The sequence below is a fragment of the Pseudomonas sp. rhizo25 genome (assembly GCF_031931935.1).
GTDB classification, from domain to species: Bacteria; Pseudomonadota; Gammaproteobacteria; order Pseudomonadales; family Pseudomonadaceae; genus Aquipseudomonas; species Aquipseudomonas synxantha.
Genome location: NZ_JAUJXA010000002.1, coordinates 1 through 18,354, shown reverse-complemented (window position 1 = coordinate 18,354; position 18,354 = coordinate 1). Strand labels below are relative to the sequence as shown.

General features: G+C 59.0%; 16 protein-coding genes. 2 read left to right on the top strand and 14 right to left on the bottom strand.

What is annotated here, in order from left to right; genetic code table 11:
- Positions 1-15: 15 nt before the first annotated feature.
- From QZR30_RS03690 to QZR30_RS03625, 14 genes are all read right to left on the bottom strand, one after another.
- Positions 16-1,401: a M16 family metallopeptidase gene (locus tag QZR30_RS03690; RefSeq protein ID WP_068965889.1), complete on the bottom strand. Its 1,386-nt coding sequence runs from the start codon at positions 1,399-1,401 to the stop codon at positions 16-18.
- 58 nt (positions 1,402-1,459) lie between these two features.
- Entirely contained in the window at positions 1,460-3,118 is a 1,659-nt protein-coding gene (locus QZR30_RS03685) for a Na/Pi cotransporter family protein (RefSeq protein WP_056847553.1), read from the bottom strand.
- A 213-nt stretch (positions 3,119-3,331) separates the two neighbouring features.
- Positions 3,332-4,099, bottom strand: coding sequence for a TerC family protein (locus QZR30_RS03680; protein WP_046070294.1), 768 nt, complete (start codon positions 4,097-4,099; stop codon positions 3,332-3,334).
- 64 nt (positions 4,100-4,163) lie between these two features.
- Entirely contained in the window at positions 4,164-5,471 is a 1,308-nt protein-coding gene (locus QZR30_RS03675) for a CitMHS family transporter (protein ID WP_003187405.1), read from the bottom strand.
- A gap of 369 nt (positions 5,472-5,840) precedes the next feature.
- Positions 5,841-7,802 carry a DUF7844 domain-containing protein gene (locus tag QZR30_RS03670; protein WP_068965893.1) on the bottom strand — a complete coding sequence of 654 codons (1,962 nt, stop codon included), beginning with the start codon at positions 7,800-7,802 and terminating at the stop codon, positions 5,841-5,843.
- Positions 7,799-8,119, bottom strand: coding sequence for a DUF2388 domain-containing protein (locus tag QZR30_RS03665; protein ID WP_043048363.1), 321 nt, complete (start codon positions 8,117-8,119; stop codon positions 7,799-7,801). Before QZR30_RS03665 ends, QZR30_RS03670 begins: the two co-directional genes overlap by 4 nt.
- Positions 8,120-8,145: 26 nt before the next feature.
- Positions 8,146-8,454 (bottom strand): DUF2388 domain-containing protein, encoded by a 309-nt coding sequence (locus QZR30_RS03660; RefSeq protein ID WP_046070296.1) that lies wholly within the window; start codon positions 8,452-8,454, stop codon positions 8,146-8,148.
- A 106-nt stretch (positions 8,455-8,560) separates the two neighbouring features.
- Entirely contained in the window at positions 8,561-8,881 is a 321-nt protein-coding gene (locus QZR30_RS03655) for a DUF2388 domain-containing protein (RefSeq protein WP_056847557.1), read from the bottom strand.
- A 329-nt stretch (positions 8,882-9,210) separates the two neighbouring features.
- Positions 9,211-9,426 (bottom strand): DUF1127 domain-containing protein, encoded by a 216-nt coding sequence (locus QZR30_RS03650; RefSeq protein WP_043048367.1) that lies wholly within the window; start codon positions 9,424-9,426, stop codon positions 9,211-9,213.
- Between the two features lie 318 nt (positions 9,427-9,744).
- Positions 9,745-11,238, bottom strand: a complete 1,494-nt coding sequence (locus QZR30_RS03645) for an acetyl-CoA hydrolase/transferase family protein (protein WP_311902946.1) — start codon at positions 11,236-11,238, stop codon at positions 9,745-9,747.
- A 179-nt stretch (positions 11,239-11,417) separates the two neighbouring features.
- The gene (locus QZR30_RS03640; RefSeq protein WP_311902945.1) at positions 11,418-12,854 is read right to left on the bottom strand and encodes an NAD(P)(+) transhydrogenase (Re/Si-specific) subunit beta; all 1,437 of its coding nucleotides are present in this window, start codon (positions 12,852-12,854) and stop codon (positions 11,418-11,420) included.
- A complete protein-coding gene (locus QZR30_RS03635) occupies positions 12,854-13,177 on the bottom strand; it encodes an NAD(P) transhydrogenase subunit alpha (RefSeq protein ID WP_005783507.1) in 324 nt (107 codons plus the stop codon). The genes QZR30_RS03640 and QZR30_RS03635 overlap by 1 nt, the downstream gene beginning before the upstream one ends.
- A 15-nt stretch (positions 13,178-13,192) precedes the next feature.
- Entirely contained in the window at positions 13,193-14,314 is a 1,122-nt protein-coding gene (locus QZR30_RS03630) for a Re/Si-specific NAD(P)(+) transhydrogenase subunit alpha (protein WP_046070300.1), read from the bottom strand.
- Positions 14,315-14,765: 451 nt separating this feature from the next.
- Complete coding sequence (locus QZR30_RS03625) at positions 14,766-15,665, bottom strand: LysR family transcriptional regulator (RefSeq protein WP_056847562.1); 900 nt, start codon at positions 15,663-15,665, stop codon at positions 14,766-14,768.
- Between the two features lie 157 nt (positions 15,666-15,822).
- Between QZR30_RS03625 and QZR30_RS03620 the strand changes: the two genes are divergently transcribed.
- Together QZR30_RS03620 and QZR30_RS03615 are read left to right on the top strand one after the other, a co-directional pair.
- Positions 15,823-17,004 (top strand): acyl-CoA dehydrogenase, encoded by a 1,182-nt coding sequence (locus QZR30_RS03620; RefSeq protein ID WP_046070301.1) that lies wholly within the window; start codon positions 15,823-15,825, stop codon positions 17,002-17,004.
- A 13-nt stretch (positions 17,005-17,017) separates the two neighbouring features.
- On the top strand, positions 17,018-18,238 hold the full coding sequence (locus tag QZR30_RS03615) for a CaiB/BaiF CoA transferase family protein (RefSeq protein ID WP_056847558.1): 1,221 nt from the start codon (positions 17,018-17,020) through the stop codon (positions 18,236-18,238).
- The last annotated feature ends 116 nt before the right edge of the window (positions 18,239-18,354 follow it).

Genomic DNA, 18,354 nt, shown 5'->3' with positions numbered 1-18,354 from the left:
CCTGGGTCCGGTGCCTCATTCCACGATCCGTTTGCGATAACGCCGAACGCCAATCAACACTATGACGATCAGCCCCAGCACGCCCGCACCGATCCACGTCAGGGCGTCATAGCTCAACAGTGGCTTCTCGATGCGCCAATAGCCCGGTTGCTTGAGCACTTCGCGCATGGCCTGGTTGGTTTGCGCCAGGCTCACGGCCTTGATGCGTTTGACCGGGTCGCTGAAATGACCATCGGCGTAGTCACCGGAAGCACTCCAATAATAGTCCGCCAGCGCGCTGTTGCCCTGCACAGCCCAGGCTTGGCGCGCGATAGCCGCGTGTTGCAGTCGGGCAAATGCCGTTGGGTCCAGCCCATCCTTGAGCAGTTGTGCCTTGAGGTCTTGCAGGACGTGCTCCGCTTCAGGGAGATTTTCCCGTTCGAGGTCGGCGTTCAGGCTCAGGAAACCGACACCGCCGAGCACTTCGCGCTCAGTCCAGGGGCCGTAGGACAAGCCGTGCTTGAGGCGCAGTTGCCGGTACAGCGCCCAGTCCAGGTAATCCTTGAGCAGGTCGTAGGTTTCGTCATGCTGGTCATCCAGTACCGGCTCGGGGAACAGCCAGTGCAGCTTGGCGCCATCGCCGACCCAGCCGTGGATCAGGTCGCGGTGGCTGGCGGCAGTGTGCCGTATTTCCGGCAGCGGCCGATGTTCGCTGGGCTCCACCGGGTCGAGTTGGCCGTAGGTGCGTTCCAGATAGGCGGGCAGCAGTTTGTCGAGGTCACCGACGATGATCAGGGTCATGTTGTTCGGCGCGTACCAGTTCTTGCGCACCGCTTCCAGCTGATCGCGGGTCAGGTGATTGGCCTCGGCGCGTTCGGCGCATTTGAGGCCCAGCTCGACAGCCAGTTGGTTGCTGGCGTTGTGGCCGAGGTCCTGGCGGTCCAGCAGGCGTTGCAAATGGGAGTAATGGCCCCCGTCTTCACGTTCGACCACCCGCTTGGCCGCATCGATATTGGCGTCGGTTAGTTGCGTGCGGGTGAAGATGGCCAGTAACAGGTCCAGTACCTTGCGTTGGTTTTGCGCAGGGGCCTCGATCACGAAAGTGGTGTCGGCGTTGCTGGTGTAGGCGTTCCACTCGCCGCCCAGGGCTTGCATGCGGTCTTCCAGATCGCCCTCTCCGCCACCGTCGATACCGCTGAACAGCAAGTGTTCGAGCAGGTGCGGCAGTTCCTTGTCTTCGCAGCCGAAGTCATCCAGGCCCACGCCCACCACCAGGCGAATCGCTACGTGCCCGCGTTCGGTGCCCGGCTTGAGCAGCAGTTGCAGGCCGTTGGGCAAGGTATAGCCTTCGACTTGCAGGCGGTCAAAGGCAAAAGTATGTGCCGAGCCCAGGAGCAGGCAGGCGAGTAACAGGCGACGCATAACGAGCTTCCTGGCGAATGAGGTCCATTGTTAACTGACTTCACTCGCCGTCGTACGTTCAGGGTGAATGGGTGATGTCGGCAATATCTTCGGCGGAGAGTGCGCCAGTGTCGGATGTTTCCAACACTACATAAGCGCTGCTACAAAACAACGAATTCAAGCGTTTCATGTCGGCAATCAGCTCCAGATGCAGTGAGCTGGTCTCCAGGCTCTGCACGATCTTGCGTTGCAGGCGGCTGACGTGTGCGTGGGCCAGGCGACGCTCCTGGGCGCGAAAGCGGCGTTTTTCACGCAGTAATTGACGGGCGCTTTCCGGGTCGCCGCTGAGGAACACCGAGAGCCCCAGGCGCAGGTTGGCAATCAACTGGCTGTGCAGGCCGCTGAGTTCTTCCAGGCCTACTTCGGAAAATTGTCGGCGCTGCGAGGTTTTCTGCTGCTGGACTTTACGCAGCATGCGCTCGATCAGGTCACCCGCCAGTTTCAGGTTGATCGACAGCTCGATGATTTCTGCCCAACGGCGGTTGTCTTGTTCGCCGAGGTCTTCACGGGGCATTTGCGCGAGGTAGAGCTTGATCGCGCTGTAGAGCGCCTCGACGTCATCGCTGAGGCTGCGCATTTGCTGGGTGATTGCAGTTTGATTGCCGCGCAGGACCTCTTGCATCGAAGTGAGCATATTGTCGATCAGGTCGCCCAGGCGCAGGGTTTCTCGCGCGGCGTTGGCCAGGGCCAGGCTCGGCGTGGTGAGCGCGGCCAGGTCAAGGTGGCGAGGTTTGGCCTTGCCATTGGTTTCTTCGCGCTCGGGCAGCAGCCAGGCGCACAGTCGCGCCATAGGGCCAATGGTGGGCAGTAGAATCAAGCAGCGCGTGACGTTGTAGAGCAGGTGGAAGGTGATGACCATGCCTTGGGCGCTGTAGTCCAGGCCGTCCATCCAGAGGACGAGTGGGTCAAGCACAGGAATGATCAGCAACAGGCCGATCAATTTGTACAACAGGCTGCCCAGGGCCACTTGGCGCCCGGCAGTGTTTTGCATGCTGGTGCTGAGGAAGGCCAGTACGCCGCTGCCGATGTTGGCGCCGATCACCAGGCCGATAGCCACATGCAACCCGATCACGCCGGCACCGGCCAGGGTTGCGGTGAGTAGCACAGCCGCAAGGCTGGAGTAGGAAATCATGGCGAACAGCGCGCCGACCAGGGCGTCCAGCAAGATATCGCCGGTCAGCGAGGCGAAGATGACTTTGACACCCTGGGCATGGGTAATCGGCCCGGCGGCTTCGACGATCAATTGCAGCGCGAGGATGATCAGCCCCAAGCCGATTCCGACCCGGCCCAGTTGCCCGGCGCGCGTCTGTTTGCGCGACAGGAAGAAAATCACCCCGAGGAAGATCAGCAGCGGCGACAGCCAGGACAAGTCGAAAGTCAGCACCCGGGCCATCAACGCAGTACCGACGTCGGCGCCAAGCATGGTGGCCAAGGCCGGCGTGAGGCTCATCAGCCCTTGGCCGACAAAGGACGTCACCAGCATCGCGGTAGCGTTACTGCTTTGCACCATGGCCGTCACCAGGATACCGGCGACAAAGGCCAGCCAGCGCTTGGACATGTTCTGCCCGATGACTTGGCGCAAATTGGACCCGTAGACCCGCAGGATGCCGGTACGGACGATATGCGTGCCCCAGATAAGCAGGGTCACGGCGGAAAGCAGATTGAGCAAGGTCAGCATGCTCGGCCCCCCGTGTGGGTGCGCTCCAGCAGGAGCGAAGGAAAATTGCCGCGTGCCGCTCTACGTCTTGTACTTAAGCTGTAGTTGGCGAATGGGCTCTGCGCCAGCATCGCATAGCTAAAGTGGCGATTGAAACAAAACTGTCATGAAATCAGCTTTTTGCAGATGAAAAAAATGGGGCGCAAGCGCCCCATTTCAGCAGCGGAGTCATGTTTATTGACCCGGCATGTCCTTACGCAGTTTCACCGGATCCTGCTGTTTTTTCTTTTTCGCCATGGCGGTGCGCATCTTGATGTTCACCGCTTCCACTGCCAGGGAGAACGCCATGGCGAAGTAGACGTAGCCTTTTGGCACGTGCACATCGAAGGATTCGGCGATCAGCACGGTACCCACCACCAGCAGGAACGACAGCGCCAACATTTTCAGCGACGGGTGCTTGTCGATGAACTCGCTGATGGTGCCGGCGGCCAGCATCATCACCAATACCGCAACGATGATCGCGGCAACCATGACCGGTACGTGGGAAACCATGCCGACGGCGGTGATCACCGAGTCGAGAGAGAACACGATGTCGATGATCGCGATCTGGATGATGGTGTAGATGAACTTGCCACCGGCGCCCTTGGGCTCGTCGTGGGTTTCATCTTCGCCTTCCAGGGCGTGGTACATCTCCTGAGAGCTTTTCCACAGCAGGAACAGGCCGCCGAAGAACAGGATCAAGTCACGGCCGGAAATACCCTGGCCAAGCACCACGAACAGGTCCGCGGTCAGTTGCATGACCCAGGTGATCGACAGCAGCAACAGGATGCGCGTGACCATGGCCAGCGCCAGCCCGAAGATCCGGGTGCGCGCCTGCATATGCTTGGGCATACGGCTGACCAGGATCGAAATCATGATGATGTTATCGATGCCCAGGACGATCTCGAGGGCCGTCAGGGTGAAGAAGGCAATCCAGATTTCCGGATTGGTCAGCCATTCCATGTGTATTCCTTTGAGCAAGTGTTAAACCGCGCAAGCTGTAGCGCCGCGCGGTGAGTCAGTACGATTATAGAGTGCTGAACAGCGGAAAAATCCCCATCAGCAGTGCGGCGAACATTATGCACAGGCATACCAGCACTGCCCACTTGAGGGTGAAGCGCTGATGATCGCCGAACTCGATACCGGCCAGGGCCACCAGCAGGTAAGTGGAGGGTACCAGCGGGCTGAGCAAGTGTACCGGTTGCCCGACAATCGACGCGCGGGCCATTTCCACGGCGGTGATGCCGTAGTGGCTGGCAGCTTCGGCCAGTACCGGCAGTACGCCGTAATAGAACGCATCGTTGGACATGAAGAAGGTGAACGGCATGCTCACCAGCGCGGTGATCACCGCCAGGTACGGACCCATGGCCTCGGGGATGACCGCCAGCAGGCTCTTGGACATGGCGTCGACCATGCCGGTGCCTGACAGGATGCCAGTGAAAATGCCCGCGGCGAAGATCAGCCCCACCACCGCCAACACGCTGCCGGCGTGGGCCGCGACGCGGTCTTTCTGCTGTTGCAGGCACGGGTAGTTGACGATCATCGCGATACTGAACGCCACCATGAACAGCACTGGCAGCGGCAACAAGCCGGCGATCAGGGTGCACATCAGCGCCAGGGTCAGGGCGCCGTTGAACCAGATCAACTTCGGACGGCGAGCGTCAGGGAACTGCGACACGCTGATTTCGCTGTGGTCGATCTCGTCGCCCTGCAGGTGCAGTTCACCCAGGCGCGCACGCTCGCGCTTGCCGTACATGTAGGCAATCACCAGGATCGCCACGACGCCGGCGGCCATGGCCGGGATCATCGGCACGAAGATGTCCGAGGGGTCCACATGCAACGCACTGGCAGCGCGGGCCGTCGGGCCACCCCAAGGGGTCATGTTCATCACGCCACCGGCGAGAATGATCAGGCCCGCCATGATTCGTGGGCTCATGCCGATGCGTTGGTAAAGCGGCAGCATGGCGGCGACGCAGATCATGTAGGTAGTGGCGCCGTCACCGTCCAGGGATACCACCAGGGCCAGCACGGCAGTGCCGACCGAGACCTTCAGCGGGTCGCCCTTGACCATCTTGAGGATCTTGCGCACGGCTGGGTCAAACAGGCCGGAGTCGATCATCAAGGCAAAGTAGAGGATGGCGAACATCAGCATCACGCCGGTCGGCGCGAGCTTGGTGATGCCTTCAAGCATCATCGGGCCAATCTTCGGCGCGAAACCGCCGAACAACGCGAATAGGATGGGCACGATGATCAGGGCGATCAGCGCGGACAGGCGCTTGGTCATGATCAGGAACATGAACGTGATGACCATGGCAAAGCCAAGGAAAGTCAGCATAGGGATACTCCAGGCGTAGCGCGGCTAGGGAATGGCAGACCGGTCGAGGGTCAGCGCAGAACGAAAGGCACGAGACGTACGGGTGGAGTTGCAGCGAACAGGCGGGTACGAGCGGACATCGGGAATCACCATTGTTGTTGTTAACAGCCGGTCTGTTGCCGGCAGTGAGGGCGATCCTAGACGGGGAAGCTTTCAGCCAGCTTTCGCCGGGAAAAGACGGGACGCACGGTCATGAGACTTATGCAGATAAAAATGTGGGAGGGGGTTTGCTCCCGATAGCGGTGTATCAGTCACTGAAGATATTGACTGAACCAAGGCTATCGGGAGCAAGCCCCCTGCCACAATTTGATTGTGTGTACCGCTAAGTCTTTAGGGCAGTTCCAGGCCACCAGCCGCTTTATGCAGCGCACGCAGATGCTCGCCCAGCTGCTTGAGATTGGCTTCACTGGCCGCAATCTCGGCAGCGCGGGACGGATCGAGCAGCGCCCTCACCTCTTTATCCAGCTCGCCGGTCAACGATTGCAGTTGCTTCTGGCGCTCGGCGCTTTCCGATTCCAGGCGCTTGGCTTCCGAAGGCTGCGGCAGGCCATAGCCGCCACTGTCCAGCAACTCGGCCGGGCGACTGAGGAAGCCACTGTTGGCGAGGATCTGTTGCAGCGTGTTGTTGGCTTTCTCCATGCCGCCGTTTTTCAACTCGCGGGCATTGAGGTAGCGCTGCTTGACTTCATCCTGGGCGAGCATCAGCTGCCTGCGATAGCTGGCCTGCTCCAGCAGCAGCAGCGCGGCGCTGGTGCGCAGGTCGGCCTGGCTGAACCACTGGCGACGCGCTTGCGCATCCAGGGCCAACCAGTCTTCGACCTGGGTCTGCTTGATCGGCAGGCGCTTGCGCAGCACATCGAACATGGCCTGGTAACGCTCGCGGAACGAGTCGAAGTGATACCCCAGGCGCAGCGCCTCGCGTTTGTCATTCAACACGCTGGTGTCGGCCAGGCCGCGCGCGCTGAGGACTTCGAGCAAACCGTTGGGGGTGATGTTGTCCAGGCCGGTCAATTGCGGGTTGGCACTGCCACTGCGCAACAGTTTCAGGCTCTCCACCGCACAGTTGTTGGAGATGAAGAAGTAGTTGCCGTCATAGCTCCAGTGCATTTCAGCGGCATGTTCGACGGTGTCGTTGATTTCCTGGCGATTGAGCTTCAGCGGCACCGACGCGAGGCCACGCAGTTCGGTCTTGGTGTATTCGTCGATGACCTGGGCCAGCGGCAGTACGAACAGTCGTGATGGGTACTTGCCCACCAGGCCGTCCCAGCTCGACAACTGTACGTCACCGACGAAGGCGCGGTAGGACAACACCAGGTGTCGGTCCAGGTCCAGCCGACAATCCGGGCCACGCGGGCGACCTGGGGCGCAAATCACCAGGCGCAGCATGCTATGGCCCCAGCGGCTGACCAGATTCTGGTTGGCCTCGGCGAGCAGGTAATCGATTTCATACACCCGTTCCGGGTCAATCTGGCCCAGGGGCGTCTTGGCGAAATCGTTGCCGGCGTTCAGGAACGGATAGGTCGTGGCACAGGTGTCCTGCACGGGCGGTGCCCAGCCGAAATGCTCCTTGTAATAGCGGAACAGCGCGGGGCGGCGGCAGGCGTAGCTGGGGTCGAGGAGGAAATACTCCATGTTGACCGCCACGAACTCCAACGGGCTGGTGGTTTCGTAGATATCCGGGCTGCGCACCACCTGATTATTGTGCTGTTCGCGTTCGCCGCGGCGGCCGACGTATTGCGGCCAGCCGGCGAGGTCCAGCAGGCGCGGATCGTCACTTAGGGTAAAGCGACGGTCGTTCTGGCCGCGGCATTGGTCGGGCAAACCGATCAAGCCGGTGATGTTGTTCTGGCGGCTGCAGCGTTGGATCAGGGCGCGTTCATCTTTGGGCCACAGGCGCGCACGGTCATAGATGTGGGTCAGTTCATGCAGCACGGTGGCTAGCATTTCCCGGCGCACGGTGCCGTGGGGGCGATTGGTTTTCTGGGTGGCGGCGCTGCCGTCGGTCAGGCTGGCGAGCAGGTTTTGGTTCAAGTCCAGTTCGGACACAAGAGAGGCTTGGCCGTAAGCGTTTGCTGGCATCTTGTCGGTCCAGCCGACATCGATGCGGCGATCCAACTGCTCGATGAAGCGTGGCGGCAAGGCGCGCATCGCATCATCGAGCAATGCCTGGCTGGCCTGCTGTTCAGCCGGGCTCAAGCCATCGGTCTTGAGCCGCAATTGCAGGCTGGCCTGGGCTGTAGTTGCACACAGCAGCACAGCCCCGGCCAGGAGCCAGGCTTTGATACGCCTCACAGAGCGAGAATAGCTTCGGCGAGGGTCTGGTCACTGGCATCACGGGCTTGCGGTACGCGGGTGCGCAGGGTGTCGAAGGCAGCTTCGAGTTGCGCGCCGCGAATCTCGCCATTGGTGGCGACGAAACTGGCGGCATCATCGTGGGCTTCACGCACGATTTTGGAATCGCGGATGGAGGTGGTGGTGTCCGAGGTGAAATCAATGGTACGCGCCGATGCACGCACGACGATGTTACTGGTGGCCTTCAAGGTTTGCGCCTGGGCGACATCGGCCAAAAACAGCAGGCCGAGGGCGGCGACGATCAACGGGCTACGCATTGCGGTGACTCCAAATACAAAGATGATTATTGGACGAGAATTGCTTGCGCCAGTTCAAGGTCGCTTGCATGAAGTTTTGGTTGGGTGCGGCGCAGATAATCCAGTGCGGACTCCAGGCGCGCGCCCCGCCATTGGCCATCAGTGGCAATGAAAGTGGCAGCATCATCCTGGGCGGCCATGACCAACTTGTTGTCGAACGGTGCAGAGGTCACCTTGCTGGTGGCGTACACGCTGACAACGGTGCTCTGGGTGGACACATCAAGGGCCGAAGCCAGGGGTGACCAGCAGGCGGAAAACAATATAGAGACAACAAACAGACGGTATGAAAAAGCCATGGGACTCGACAACTGAAAGCGAGCGCCAAGGCTAGCGCAATGCCCGGGCGAGAGCCAGCGCGCAGGCATCCGGGAGCGTCTGGCGCTCCCTTCTGGTTGCCGTGGATCAGATCGCCAGGATGGCCTGTGCCAACTGTGCATCGGTTGCGGTGTTCAGTTGCGGCGCTTGTTGGCGGATGTGGGCCAGGGCACTTTCCAGCTTCACGCCTCGGATGGCGCCTTCACTGGCGACAAAGCTGGCCGCGTCGTCACGTGCGGCCTGTACCACTTTGTTATCGCGCAGGGAGGAGGTGGCATCTGAGGTTGCGTCGGAAGTGGCTTTCAGCGCGCCGACGATCGAGTCGGTGGTCATGATAAAGCTGCTCGCATGGGCATTGGCAGCCAGGGTCAACACAGCAGCAGTGCATAACAGGCGAAGACGGGACATGGGGAAACTCCTGTAGACGAATAATAAGGTGGCGCGAAGCGGCCACTGCGAAACGGACTGGGACTGTTGAGCATCAGACGCACGCTCTACAAGGTTCGCCACGTGGTGAGTGGATATTAGTCTCGCGATTGCCTATTCGGAAGCCTGCAATTAACTGTACCTGTCATTTTTTGCATTGATAAATCTGTACCGGTAAGCAGAAATCCCGCGGCTTCAAGCCCCTATCGCAGAAACAACAAAGCCCGCCTCCGGTTACCCGGGGCGGGCTTTGTTTTGATAAATCTGGGTGCTGGCGGTGGACCCGGCGGGTCAGGGCCAGCGGGCGCCTATTAGCGCCAGAACGGCTTGCTCAGCTCTTCGTAGCGTTGAGCTTCGCTTATACCGGCGTCAGCCAGCAGACGCGAATCCAGGCGAGCCAATTGGTGGCGGCTGGAGATGCGGCGCTGCCACAACATCAGGTTGGCGAGAACGCGCAAAGGCAGGGAAGCGTTGGTGTTTACAGCTTTATCTTCGAAGAACAGTTCGGAACTGAGTGTACGTTCCATGATGACATCCTTCCGCTTGTGGCGGGATTAGGTAGTGGTTTAACTGATGCCAATGATCCTCCTCCGGCGCAAGACTCTCTAGATACAGTTCCCCTGTATTGTGAGAGGCCAGTTAACTGTTTAATAAGGCTGTACGGTACGAAAATGGGGCAACTGTACCTATCTGCACCTTAAAGGTGCGAAATGGGTGTTTTTGAGGTAAAACGTGGGATATTTCAGTAGGATTTTACCAGTACAGTAGTACAGTTTTTTACTGGGATGCCCATTGGATCTTCGGGCTGATGAAACTGTATTTGCATCAGCCCGGATCTGTATCGATCAACCCTTGAGCATATGCCCGGTCTCTTCAAGATTGATGTGCCAACTGAGGGCTTCACGCAGGATATGCGGCGTGTGCCCGCCGATGGCACATGCGGTCTCAAAGTAGGTATTGAGCGCGTCGCGGTAGGCCGGATGCACACAGTTGTCGATGATCACCCGTGCGCGCTCCCGTGGTGCCAGGCCGCGCAGATCGGCAAGGCCCACTTCGGTGACGAGAATGTCCACGTCATGCTCGGTGTGGTCCACATGACTGACCATCGGTACCACGCTGGAAATCGCGCCGCCCTTGGCAATCGATTTTGTGACGAAGATCGCCAGGTGCGCATTGCGCGCGAAGTCACCGGAGCCGCCAATGCCGTTCATCATCCGCGTGCCGCACACATGCGTGGAGTTGACGTTGCCGTAGATATCGAACTCCAGCGCGGTGTTGATACCGATGATACCCAGGCGTCGCACCACTTCAGGGTGGTTGGAGATTTCCTGCGGGCGCAGCACCAGTTTGTCCTTGTAGTGCTCCAGGTTGCCGAATACGTCGGCGTTGCGTCGCTCCGACAAGGTGATCGAGCTGCCGGAGGCGAAGCTCAGCTTGCCGGCGTCGATCAGGTCGAACGTGGAGTCCTGCAGCACTTCCGAGTACATGGTCAGGTCTTCAAACGGCGAGTCGATCAAGCCACACATTACCGCGTTGGCAATGTTGCCGATCCCCGCCTGCAGCGGACCGAGCTTGTTGGTCATGCGCCCGGCGTCCACCTCTTGCTTGAGGAAGTTGATCAGATGGTTGGCAATGCCTTGGGTGTCGCTGTCAGGCGGCGTCACCGTGGAGGCGGAGTCGGCCTGGTTGGTGATCACGATGGCGACGATCTTCTCCGGCGGGATCGGAATTGCAGTGCTGCCAATGCGGTCGTCGACCTTCACCAGCGGGATCGGCGTACGGGTTGGCCGGTAGGTCGGGATATAGATGTCATGCAAACCTTCCAGGTTCGGGTTGTGCGCCAGGTTGATCTCGACGATTACCTGCTTGGCAAAAATCGCGAAACTGGCCGAGTTGCCTACGGAGGTGGTGGGCACGATGTGCCCTTGCTCAGTGATCGCGACGGCTTCAATCACCGCAATGTCCGGCAGTTTGAGCTGGTTGTTGCGCAGCTGCTCGACGGTTTCCGACAGGTGCTGGTCGATAAACATGACTTCGCCGGCGTTGATCGCCTTGCGCAGGGTGCTGTCGACCTGGAATGGCATGCGTCGCGACAGCACGCCGGCTTCGGTCAGTTGCTTGTCCAGGTCATTGCCCAAGCTGGCGCCGGTCATCAGGGTGATTTTCAGGGGCGAAGTCTTGGCGCGTTCGGCCAGGGCGTGGGGGACGGCCTTGGCTTCACCGGCGCGGGTGAAGCCGCTCATGCCGACGGTCATGCCGTCCTCGATCAGTGCGGCGGCTTCTGCCGCGCTCATGACCTTGTTCAACAACGAAGGCAAGCGGATACGATCACGGTACATGAATTGTTATCTCAGGCTACGGAAGCAAGGTGGGCAGTGTAGTGATTTCAAAAAGTTTCGGCCCGCTACCATGGTCGAATGCCAGGTAGCGATTTAGAGCCTTTGGTCGGGTTTCATCCCGTAATAAAAAACCCCAGCCTACGGGAGGCCAGGGTTTGGGGTATTGCGCTGGCGCAGTGTTATTCGACGGCCTTGACCATGTCTTCGATGACCTTCTTGGCATCGCCGAAGACCATCATGGTCTTGTCCAGGTAGAACAATTCGTTATCCAGGCCCGCGTAGCCGCTGGCCATCGAGCGCTTGTTAACGATGATGGTCTTGGCCTTGAACGCTTCGAGGATCGGCATGCCGGCAATCGGCGAGTTCGGATCGTTCTTCGCAGCCGGGTTGACCACATCGTTGGCGCCCAACACCAGCACTACGTCGGCCTGGCCGAACTCGGAGTTGATGTCTTCCATCTCGAACACCTGGTCGTAAGGCACTTCTGCCTCGGCCAGCAGTACGTTCATATGCCCAGGCATACGGCCCGCCACGGGGTGAATCGCGTACTTCACAGTGACCCCGCGGTGAGTAAGCTTTTCAGTCAGCTCTTTAAGCGCGTGTTGGGCCCGGGCGACTGCCAAGCCATAGCCCGGCACGATGATCACCGTGTCGGCATTGGTCAGCAAGAAGGTGGCGTCGTCGGCCGAACCGGACTTCACCGGGCGCGCTTCCTTGGAGCCGGCTGCCGCGCCGGCATCTACTGTGTTGCCGAAACCGCCCAGCAGCACATTAAAGAAGGAGCGGTTCATCGCCTTGCACATGATGTACGACAGGATCGCGCCGCTGGAGCCCACCAGGGAGCCCGCGATGATCAACATCGAGTTGTTCAGCGAGAAGCCAATGCCCGCCGCTGCCCAGCCGGAGTAACTGTTAAGCATCGACACTACTACTGGCATGTCAGCGCCGCCGATCGGGATGATGATCAGCACACCCAGTACGAAGGCCAGGGCCAGCATCAGTGCGAACGCGGTGAGGTTGCCGGTGAACATGAACGCCAGGCCCAGGCCCAGGGTTGCCAGGCCAAGCACCAGGTTGAGCTTATGTTGCCCGCCGAATTGTACTGGTGCGCCTTGGAACAGACGGAACTTGTACTTGCCCGACAGCTTGCCGAACGCAATCACCGAACCGGAGAAGGTGATAGCACCGATGGCGGCACCGAGGAACAGCTCCAGGCGGTTACCGGCAGGGATCGAGTCGCCCAGGTGCTTGACGATGCCCAGGGATTGCGGCTCGACCACCGCAGCAATCGCGATAAACACCGCGGCCAGGCCGATCATGCTGTGCATAAACGCCACCAGCTCCGGCATCTTGGTCATTTCAACGCGCTTGGCCATGATCGAACCGGCGGTGCCGCCGACCAGCAGGCCAACGATCACGTAGCCGATACCGGCGTTGGCCAGCTCAGCCCCAAGCTTATAGATGAGGCCCACGGTGGTCAGCACCGCCAGCGCCATGCCGAGCATGCCGAACAGGTTGCCGCGTCGCGAGGTGGTGGGGTGCGACAGGCCTTTAAGGGCCTGGATGAAGCAGATCGACGCGATCAGGTAGAGCGTCGTCACCAGATTCATGCTCATTACTTCTGCACCTCTTCTTTCACAGCTTTGGGCGCTTTCTTCTTGAACATCTCAAGCATCCTGCGCGTAACCAGGAAACCACCGAATACGTTAACCGCCGCCAGGGCTACCGCCAGGGTGCCCATGGTCTTGCCCAACGGCGTCACGGTGAGGGCGGCGGCCAGCATGGCGCCCACAATCACGATCGCGGAAATCGCGTTTGTCACCGCCATCAAAGGCGTGTGCAGCGCGGGCGTTACGTTCCAGACCACGTGATAACCGACATAAATCGCCAGCACAAAGATGATCAGGTTGTAGATACCGGGGGAGATAAGCTCTTCCATCGTCTGAATCCCTGCTTAGGCGTTTTTGCGGATGACTTGGCCGTCGCGGCACATCAGGCACGCGGCGACGATGTCGTCTTCGAGGTTGATTTCAAACTGCCCTTCCTTGGTGAAGACCAGCTTCAGGAAGTCCAGCAGGTTGCGCGCATACAAGGCCGATGCATCGGCGGCGACAGCGCCGGCCAGGTTGGTCGGGCCGCAGATGATCACGCCGTTTTCCACCACCACCTGGTCGGCGACGGTCAGCGGGCAGTTGCCGCCTTGGGCGGCGGCGAGGTCAATGACCACCGAACCGGGCTTCATTTGCGCCACGGTATCGGCACTGAGCAGGGTTGGTGCCTTACGGCCTGGGATCAACGCTGTGGTGATAACGATGTCGGCCTGTTTGGCGCGCTCGTGTACAGCCAGGGCCTGGCGCTGCATCCAGCTGGTCGGCATCGGGCGTGCGTAACCACCGACACCAACGGCGCATTCGCGCTCTTCATCGGTTTCGTAGGGAACGTCGACAAATTTCGCACCGAGGGATTCGATCTGCTCTTTAACCGCCGGGCGTACGTCGGACGCTTCGATCACCGCGCCCAGGCGTTTCGCCGTGGCAATGGCCTGCAGGCCCGCAACGCCGGCGCCGAGGATCAGCACACGTGCAGCTTTTACGGTGCCGGCGGCGGTCATCAGCATCGGCATGAAGCGCGGGTAGTGATGAGCGGCCAGTAACACGGCCTTGTAACCGGCGATGTTGGCCTGGGAGGACAGTACGTCCAGGCTTTGGGCTCGTGAAGTACGTGGCGCAGCTTCCAGGGCGAAGGCGGTGACGCCACGCTCTGCGAGCTTGGCGATGGTTTCGTTGCTGAACGGATTGAGCATGCCCACCAACACGGTGCCACTTTTGATCAGCGCCAGTTCGCTGTCGCTGGGGGCAACCACCTTGAGGATCAGCTCGGCGCCAAATGCATCGTTGGCGCTGCCAATGGTTGCGCCTGCTGTTTCATAGGCACTGTCGACGATGCTGGCGTTGATGCCGGCACCGCTTTGTACAGTGACCTTATGGCCCTGGCCGATCAGTTTCTTGATGGTTTCCGGGGTGGCAGCCACCCGCGTTTCACCGGTCTGGGTTTCGAGAGGAACACCAATGTGCACGTCAAATCTCCTGCATGATCTTTTTGCTTTTGATCTTTTTGTAAAAAGGCCAGTGCACCGCGAGTGGCGCAACTGGGGCGGCCGATCAGCACGATCCCGCTGAAATGACAGCGGGGCGCGGCATTTTGCAGGCGAACTTTACGGCCTTCAAGGGATTATGACGGGTGACGAAAAATTAACTACAAGTCACCCTGTGACTGATTGTCGCAACGTCATGGAATAACCTCATTAAATACAAGTAATTAAAGGGCTGCAGCTGTTTTCCGCTGCTTTTTCCATCTTTGGCGTGAATAGTCGGTTATTGGCTGGTAAGTGTCGCTCCAAGCCATGAAAATCATGGCTTGGAGCCGTATTTTTGTTTGATGAGTACAGTCTGTTCAAATGCGACATATATTTATATCTGTAGGATTAAAAATAATCTGACTACAGGGTCAATAATCAAATTTTTCCCTCAGGTGCTGGGACTGTAGCGCTGTGATTGGTCGACCAGCCAATCCCTGAAAGCGTGTAGTGAGGCTGATTCGACCTTTTTGTCGGGAATCATCAGGTAATAAGCCTTTTCGCTGCTCAACGCTTCATTGCTGGCAATGACCAGCTGCTGCTCCTTCAGCTCCCGCTGAATGAGGAAGGGCGGAATCAGCGCAACCCCCATGTCATGCGTGGCCGCTTGGGACAACATCGAGAATAGCTCGTATCTAGGGCCTGTCATGTCGCGGGGAACGTTCAGCTGTCGGGCGTTGAACCATTGCCTCCAGGCATAGGGGCGTGTGGTCTGCTGCAGCAGCGGCAATTCGGCGATCTCCTGGGGGGTGAAATGCGTGCGGCCATCGAGTAAGCATGGGCTACACACGGGTACAGGGTTTTCGCCCATGAGTCTGTGGGACTCTGTACCGGACCAATCGGCATCGCCGAAATAGATCGCAGCGTCGAACTCCGTGTCGGCGAATAGGAAGGGGCGTGTGCGGTTGGTCAGGTTGACCGTTACTTCCGGGTGCTGACGTTGAAAGTCCTTGAGGCGCGGGATCAGCCATTGCGTGCCAAAAGTCGGTACCACTGCCAGTTCGATGACGTTGGCACCCTGCTGGCCCATGACGGACAAGGTGTCTCGCTCCACAGCGTCTAGCTGTGTTGCCACTCTGCGGCTATAAGACAGGCCAGCCTCCGTCAACTTCACACCGCGTCGTGAGCGGCGAAACAGTTCGACACTTAAAAACTCCTCTAGGCTGGCGATCTGTCGGCAGATGGCGCCCTGGGTGATCGAAAGCTCTTGCGCCGCCTTGGTAAAGCTCTCGTGACGGGCTGCTGCTTCAAAGCTTATCAGCGCGGTGGTGCTGGGAATTTTTCTGCGCATGTACATTGCCCTCACAGATAAAACGCATTTCTGGCCTGGTTGAGTGTTACGAAGTGACAAATTAGCACAAGCCTATGCGCAAACCTCGTTTGCCCTCTGGGCCGACCCGGCCTAGTCTGCATCCACGACTTCTGATGTTTTGCGCGAGGACTTATTCATGGCTGGCAAGGCAAGCTTCAACTGGATCGATCCGCTGCTGCTGGATCAACAGCTCACCGAAGAAGAGCGCATGGTGCGCGACAGCGCTGAGCAATTTGCTCAAGACAAGCTGGCCCCACGTGTGCTCGAAGCCTTCCGTCATGAAAAGACTGACCCAGCGATCTTCCGTGAGATGGGGGAAACCGGTTTGCTGGGTGCAATGATTCCCGAGCAGTACGGTGGCAGTGGCTTGAATTACGTCAGCTATGGGTTGATTGCGCGTGAAGTGGAGCGTGTCGATTCTGGCTATCGCTCGATGATGAGTGTGCAGTCGTCACTGGTCATGGTGCCGATCAATGAGTTTGGTACTGAGGCGCAGAAGCAAAAGTACCTGCCGAAGCTGGCCTCTGGCGAATGGATCGGCTGCTTCGGCCTGACCGAACCCGACCATGGCTCCGACCCGGGCGCGATGATTACCCGGGCGCGCAAAGTAGATGGCGGCTATAGCCTGACCGGCGCGAAGATGTGGATCACCAACAGTCCGATCGCGGATGTGTTTGTGGTGTGGGGCAAAGACGATGCGGGCGATATCCGTGGCTTCGTCCTGGAGAAAGGTTGGAAAGGCCTGAGCGCACCTGCCATTCACGGCAAGGTCGGCCTGCGGGCCTCCATCACCGGTGAAATCGTCATGGATAACGTATTCGTGCCAGAAGAGAATATTTTTCCGGATGTGCGTGGTTTGAAAGGTCCTTTTACCTGCCTTAATTCGGCACGGTACGGGATTTCCTGGGGGGCGCTGGGGGCTGCGGAGTTCTGTTGGCACACGGCGCGTCAGTACACCCTTGATCGTCAGCAGTTTGGTCGGCCATTAGCCGCCACGCAGTTGATCCAGAAGAAGCTGGCCGATATGCAGACCGAAATCACCCTGGCTCTTCAAGGTTGCCTGCGTCTGGGCCGGATGAAAGACGAAGGTACGGCGGCGGTTGAAATTACTTCGATCATGAAGCGCAACTCCTGTGGCAAGTCCCTGGACATCGCACGCATGGCCCGGGACATGTTGGGTGGCAACGGCATCTCCGATGAATTCGGGGTGGCGCGTCACCTGGTCAACCTGGAAGTGGTCAATACCTATGAAGGGACCCATGACGTGCATGCCTTGATTCTGGGGCGCGCACAAACCGGTCTTCAGGCGTTCTATTAATAGGAGCATGGGCATGGGCGCGCTTTCGCATCTGCGGGTACTGGATTTGTCGCGAGTACTGGCGGGACCCTGGTCCGGGCAGATCCTTGCAGACCTTGGGGCCGAGGTGATCAAGGTCGAAAGACCCGGCAGTGGTGATGACACGCGCGCCTGGGGGCCGCCCTTCCTGAAAGATGCTGATGGCGAGAACACCAGTGAGGCAGCGTATTACCTTTCGGCTAACCGCAATAAAGAGTCGGTGACTATCGACTTCACGCGACCGGAGGGGCAAAAGTTGGTGCGCGATCTGGCTGCCAAGTCGGACATCTTGATCGAGAACTTCAAGGTCGGGGGGCTTGCAGCCTATGGCTTGGACTATGAGTCGCTCAAGGAGGCCAACCCGGAGCTGATTTATTGTTCAATCACCGGGTTTGGCCAGACGGGGCCCTATGCAACGCGTGCCGGCTATGACTTCATGATCCAGGGGCTGGGTGGGCTCATGAGTCTGACGGGCAAGCCTGAGGGGGATGAAGGGGCCGGGCCGGTCAAGGTTGGCGTCGCTCTGACGGACATCCTTACAGGGCTCTATTCAACCGTGGCGATCCTGGCGGCGCTGGCGCATCGCGATCATGATGGTGGTGGCCAACATATCGATATGGCACTGCTGGATGTACAGGTGGCTTGCCTGGCAAACCAGGCGATGAATTACCTGACAACCGGAGCGTCGCCGAAGCGCCTGGGGAATGCCCATCCTAATATAGTGCCCTATCAGGACTTTCCCACAGCCGATGGGGATTTCATTCTTACCGTGGGTAATGACAGCCAATTCCGTAAATTCGCCGAAGTCGCTGGGCAGCCACAGTGGGCGGATGACCCGCGTTTCTCCACCAACAGGGCTCGAGTAGCCAATCGTGCGGTGCTTATTCCATTGATCCGCCAGGCTACGGTCTTCAAGACGACTGCTGAATGGGTGGCAGGGTTGGAGCGAGTGGGGGTGCCGTGCGGACCGATTAATGATCTGGCGCAGGTATTTGCTGATCCTCAGGTCAAGGCGCGGGGCTTGGCGATGGAGCTGCCTCACGCGCTGGCGGGGATGGTGCCTCAGGTTGCCAGTCCGATACGTTTATCCAAGACACCTGTGGAGTACCGTAGTGCGCCTCCTTTATTGGGGGAGCATACGCTTCAGGTGTTGCAGGGGGTTCTGGGGTTGGGTGCAGCTAATGTGGCTGCGTTGAAGGCGGCAGGTGTCATCTGAGTTATTCCCTCTATATAGAAGCACGAAGAGTGTTCTTCTCAAGAGCGCTCGTTTTTTAATCAATCCTAACTTATTGATAGAAAAGCAGAATTAAGTGTTGACGGCAGATCCTGGAA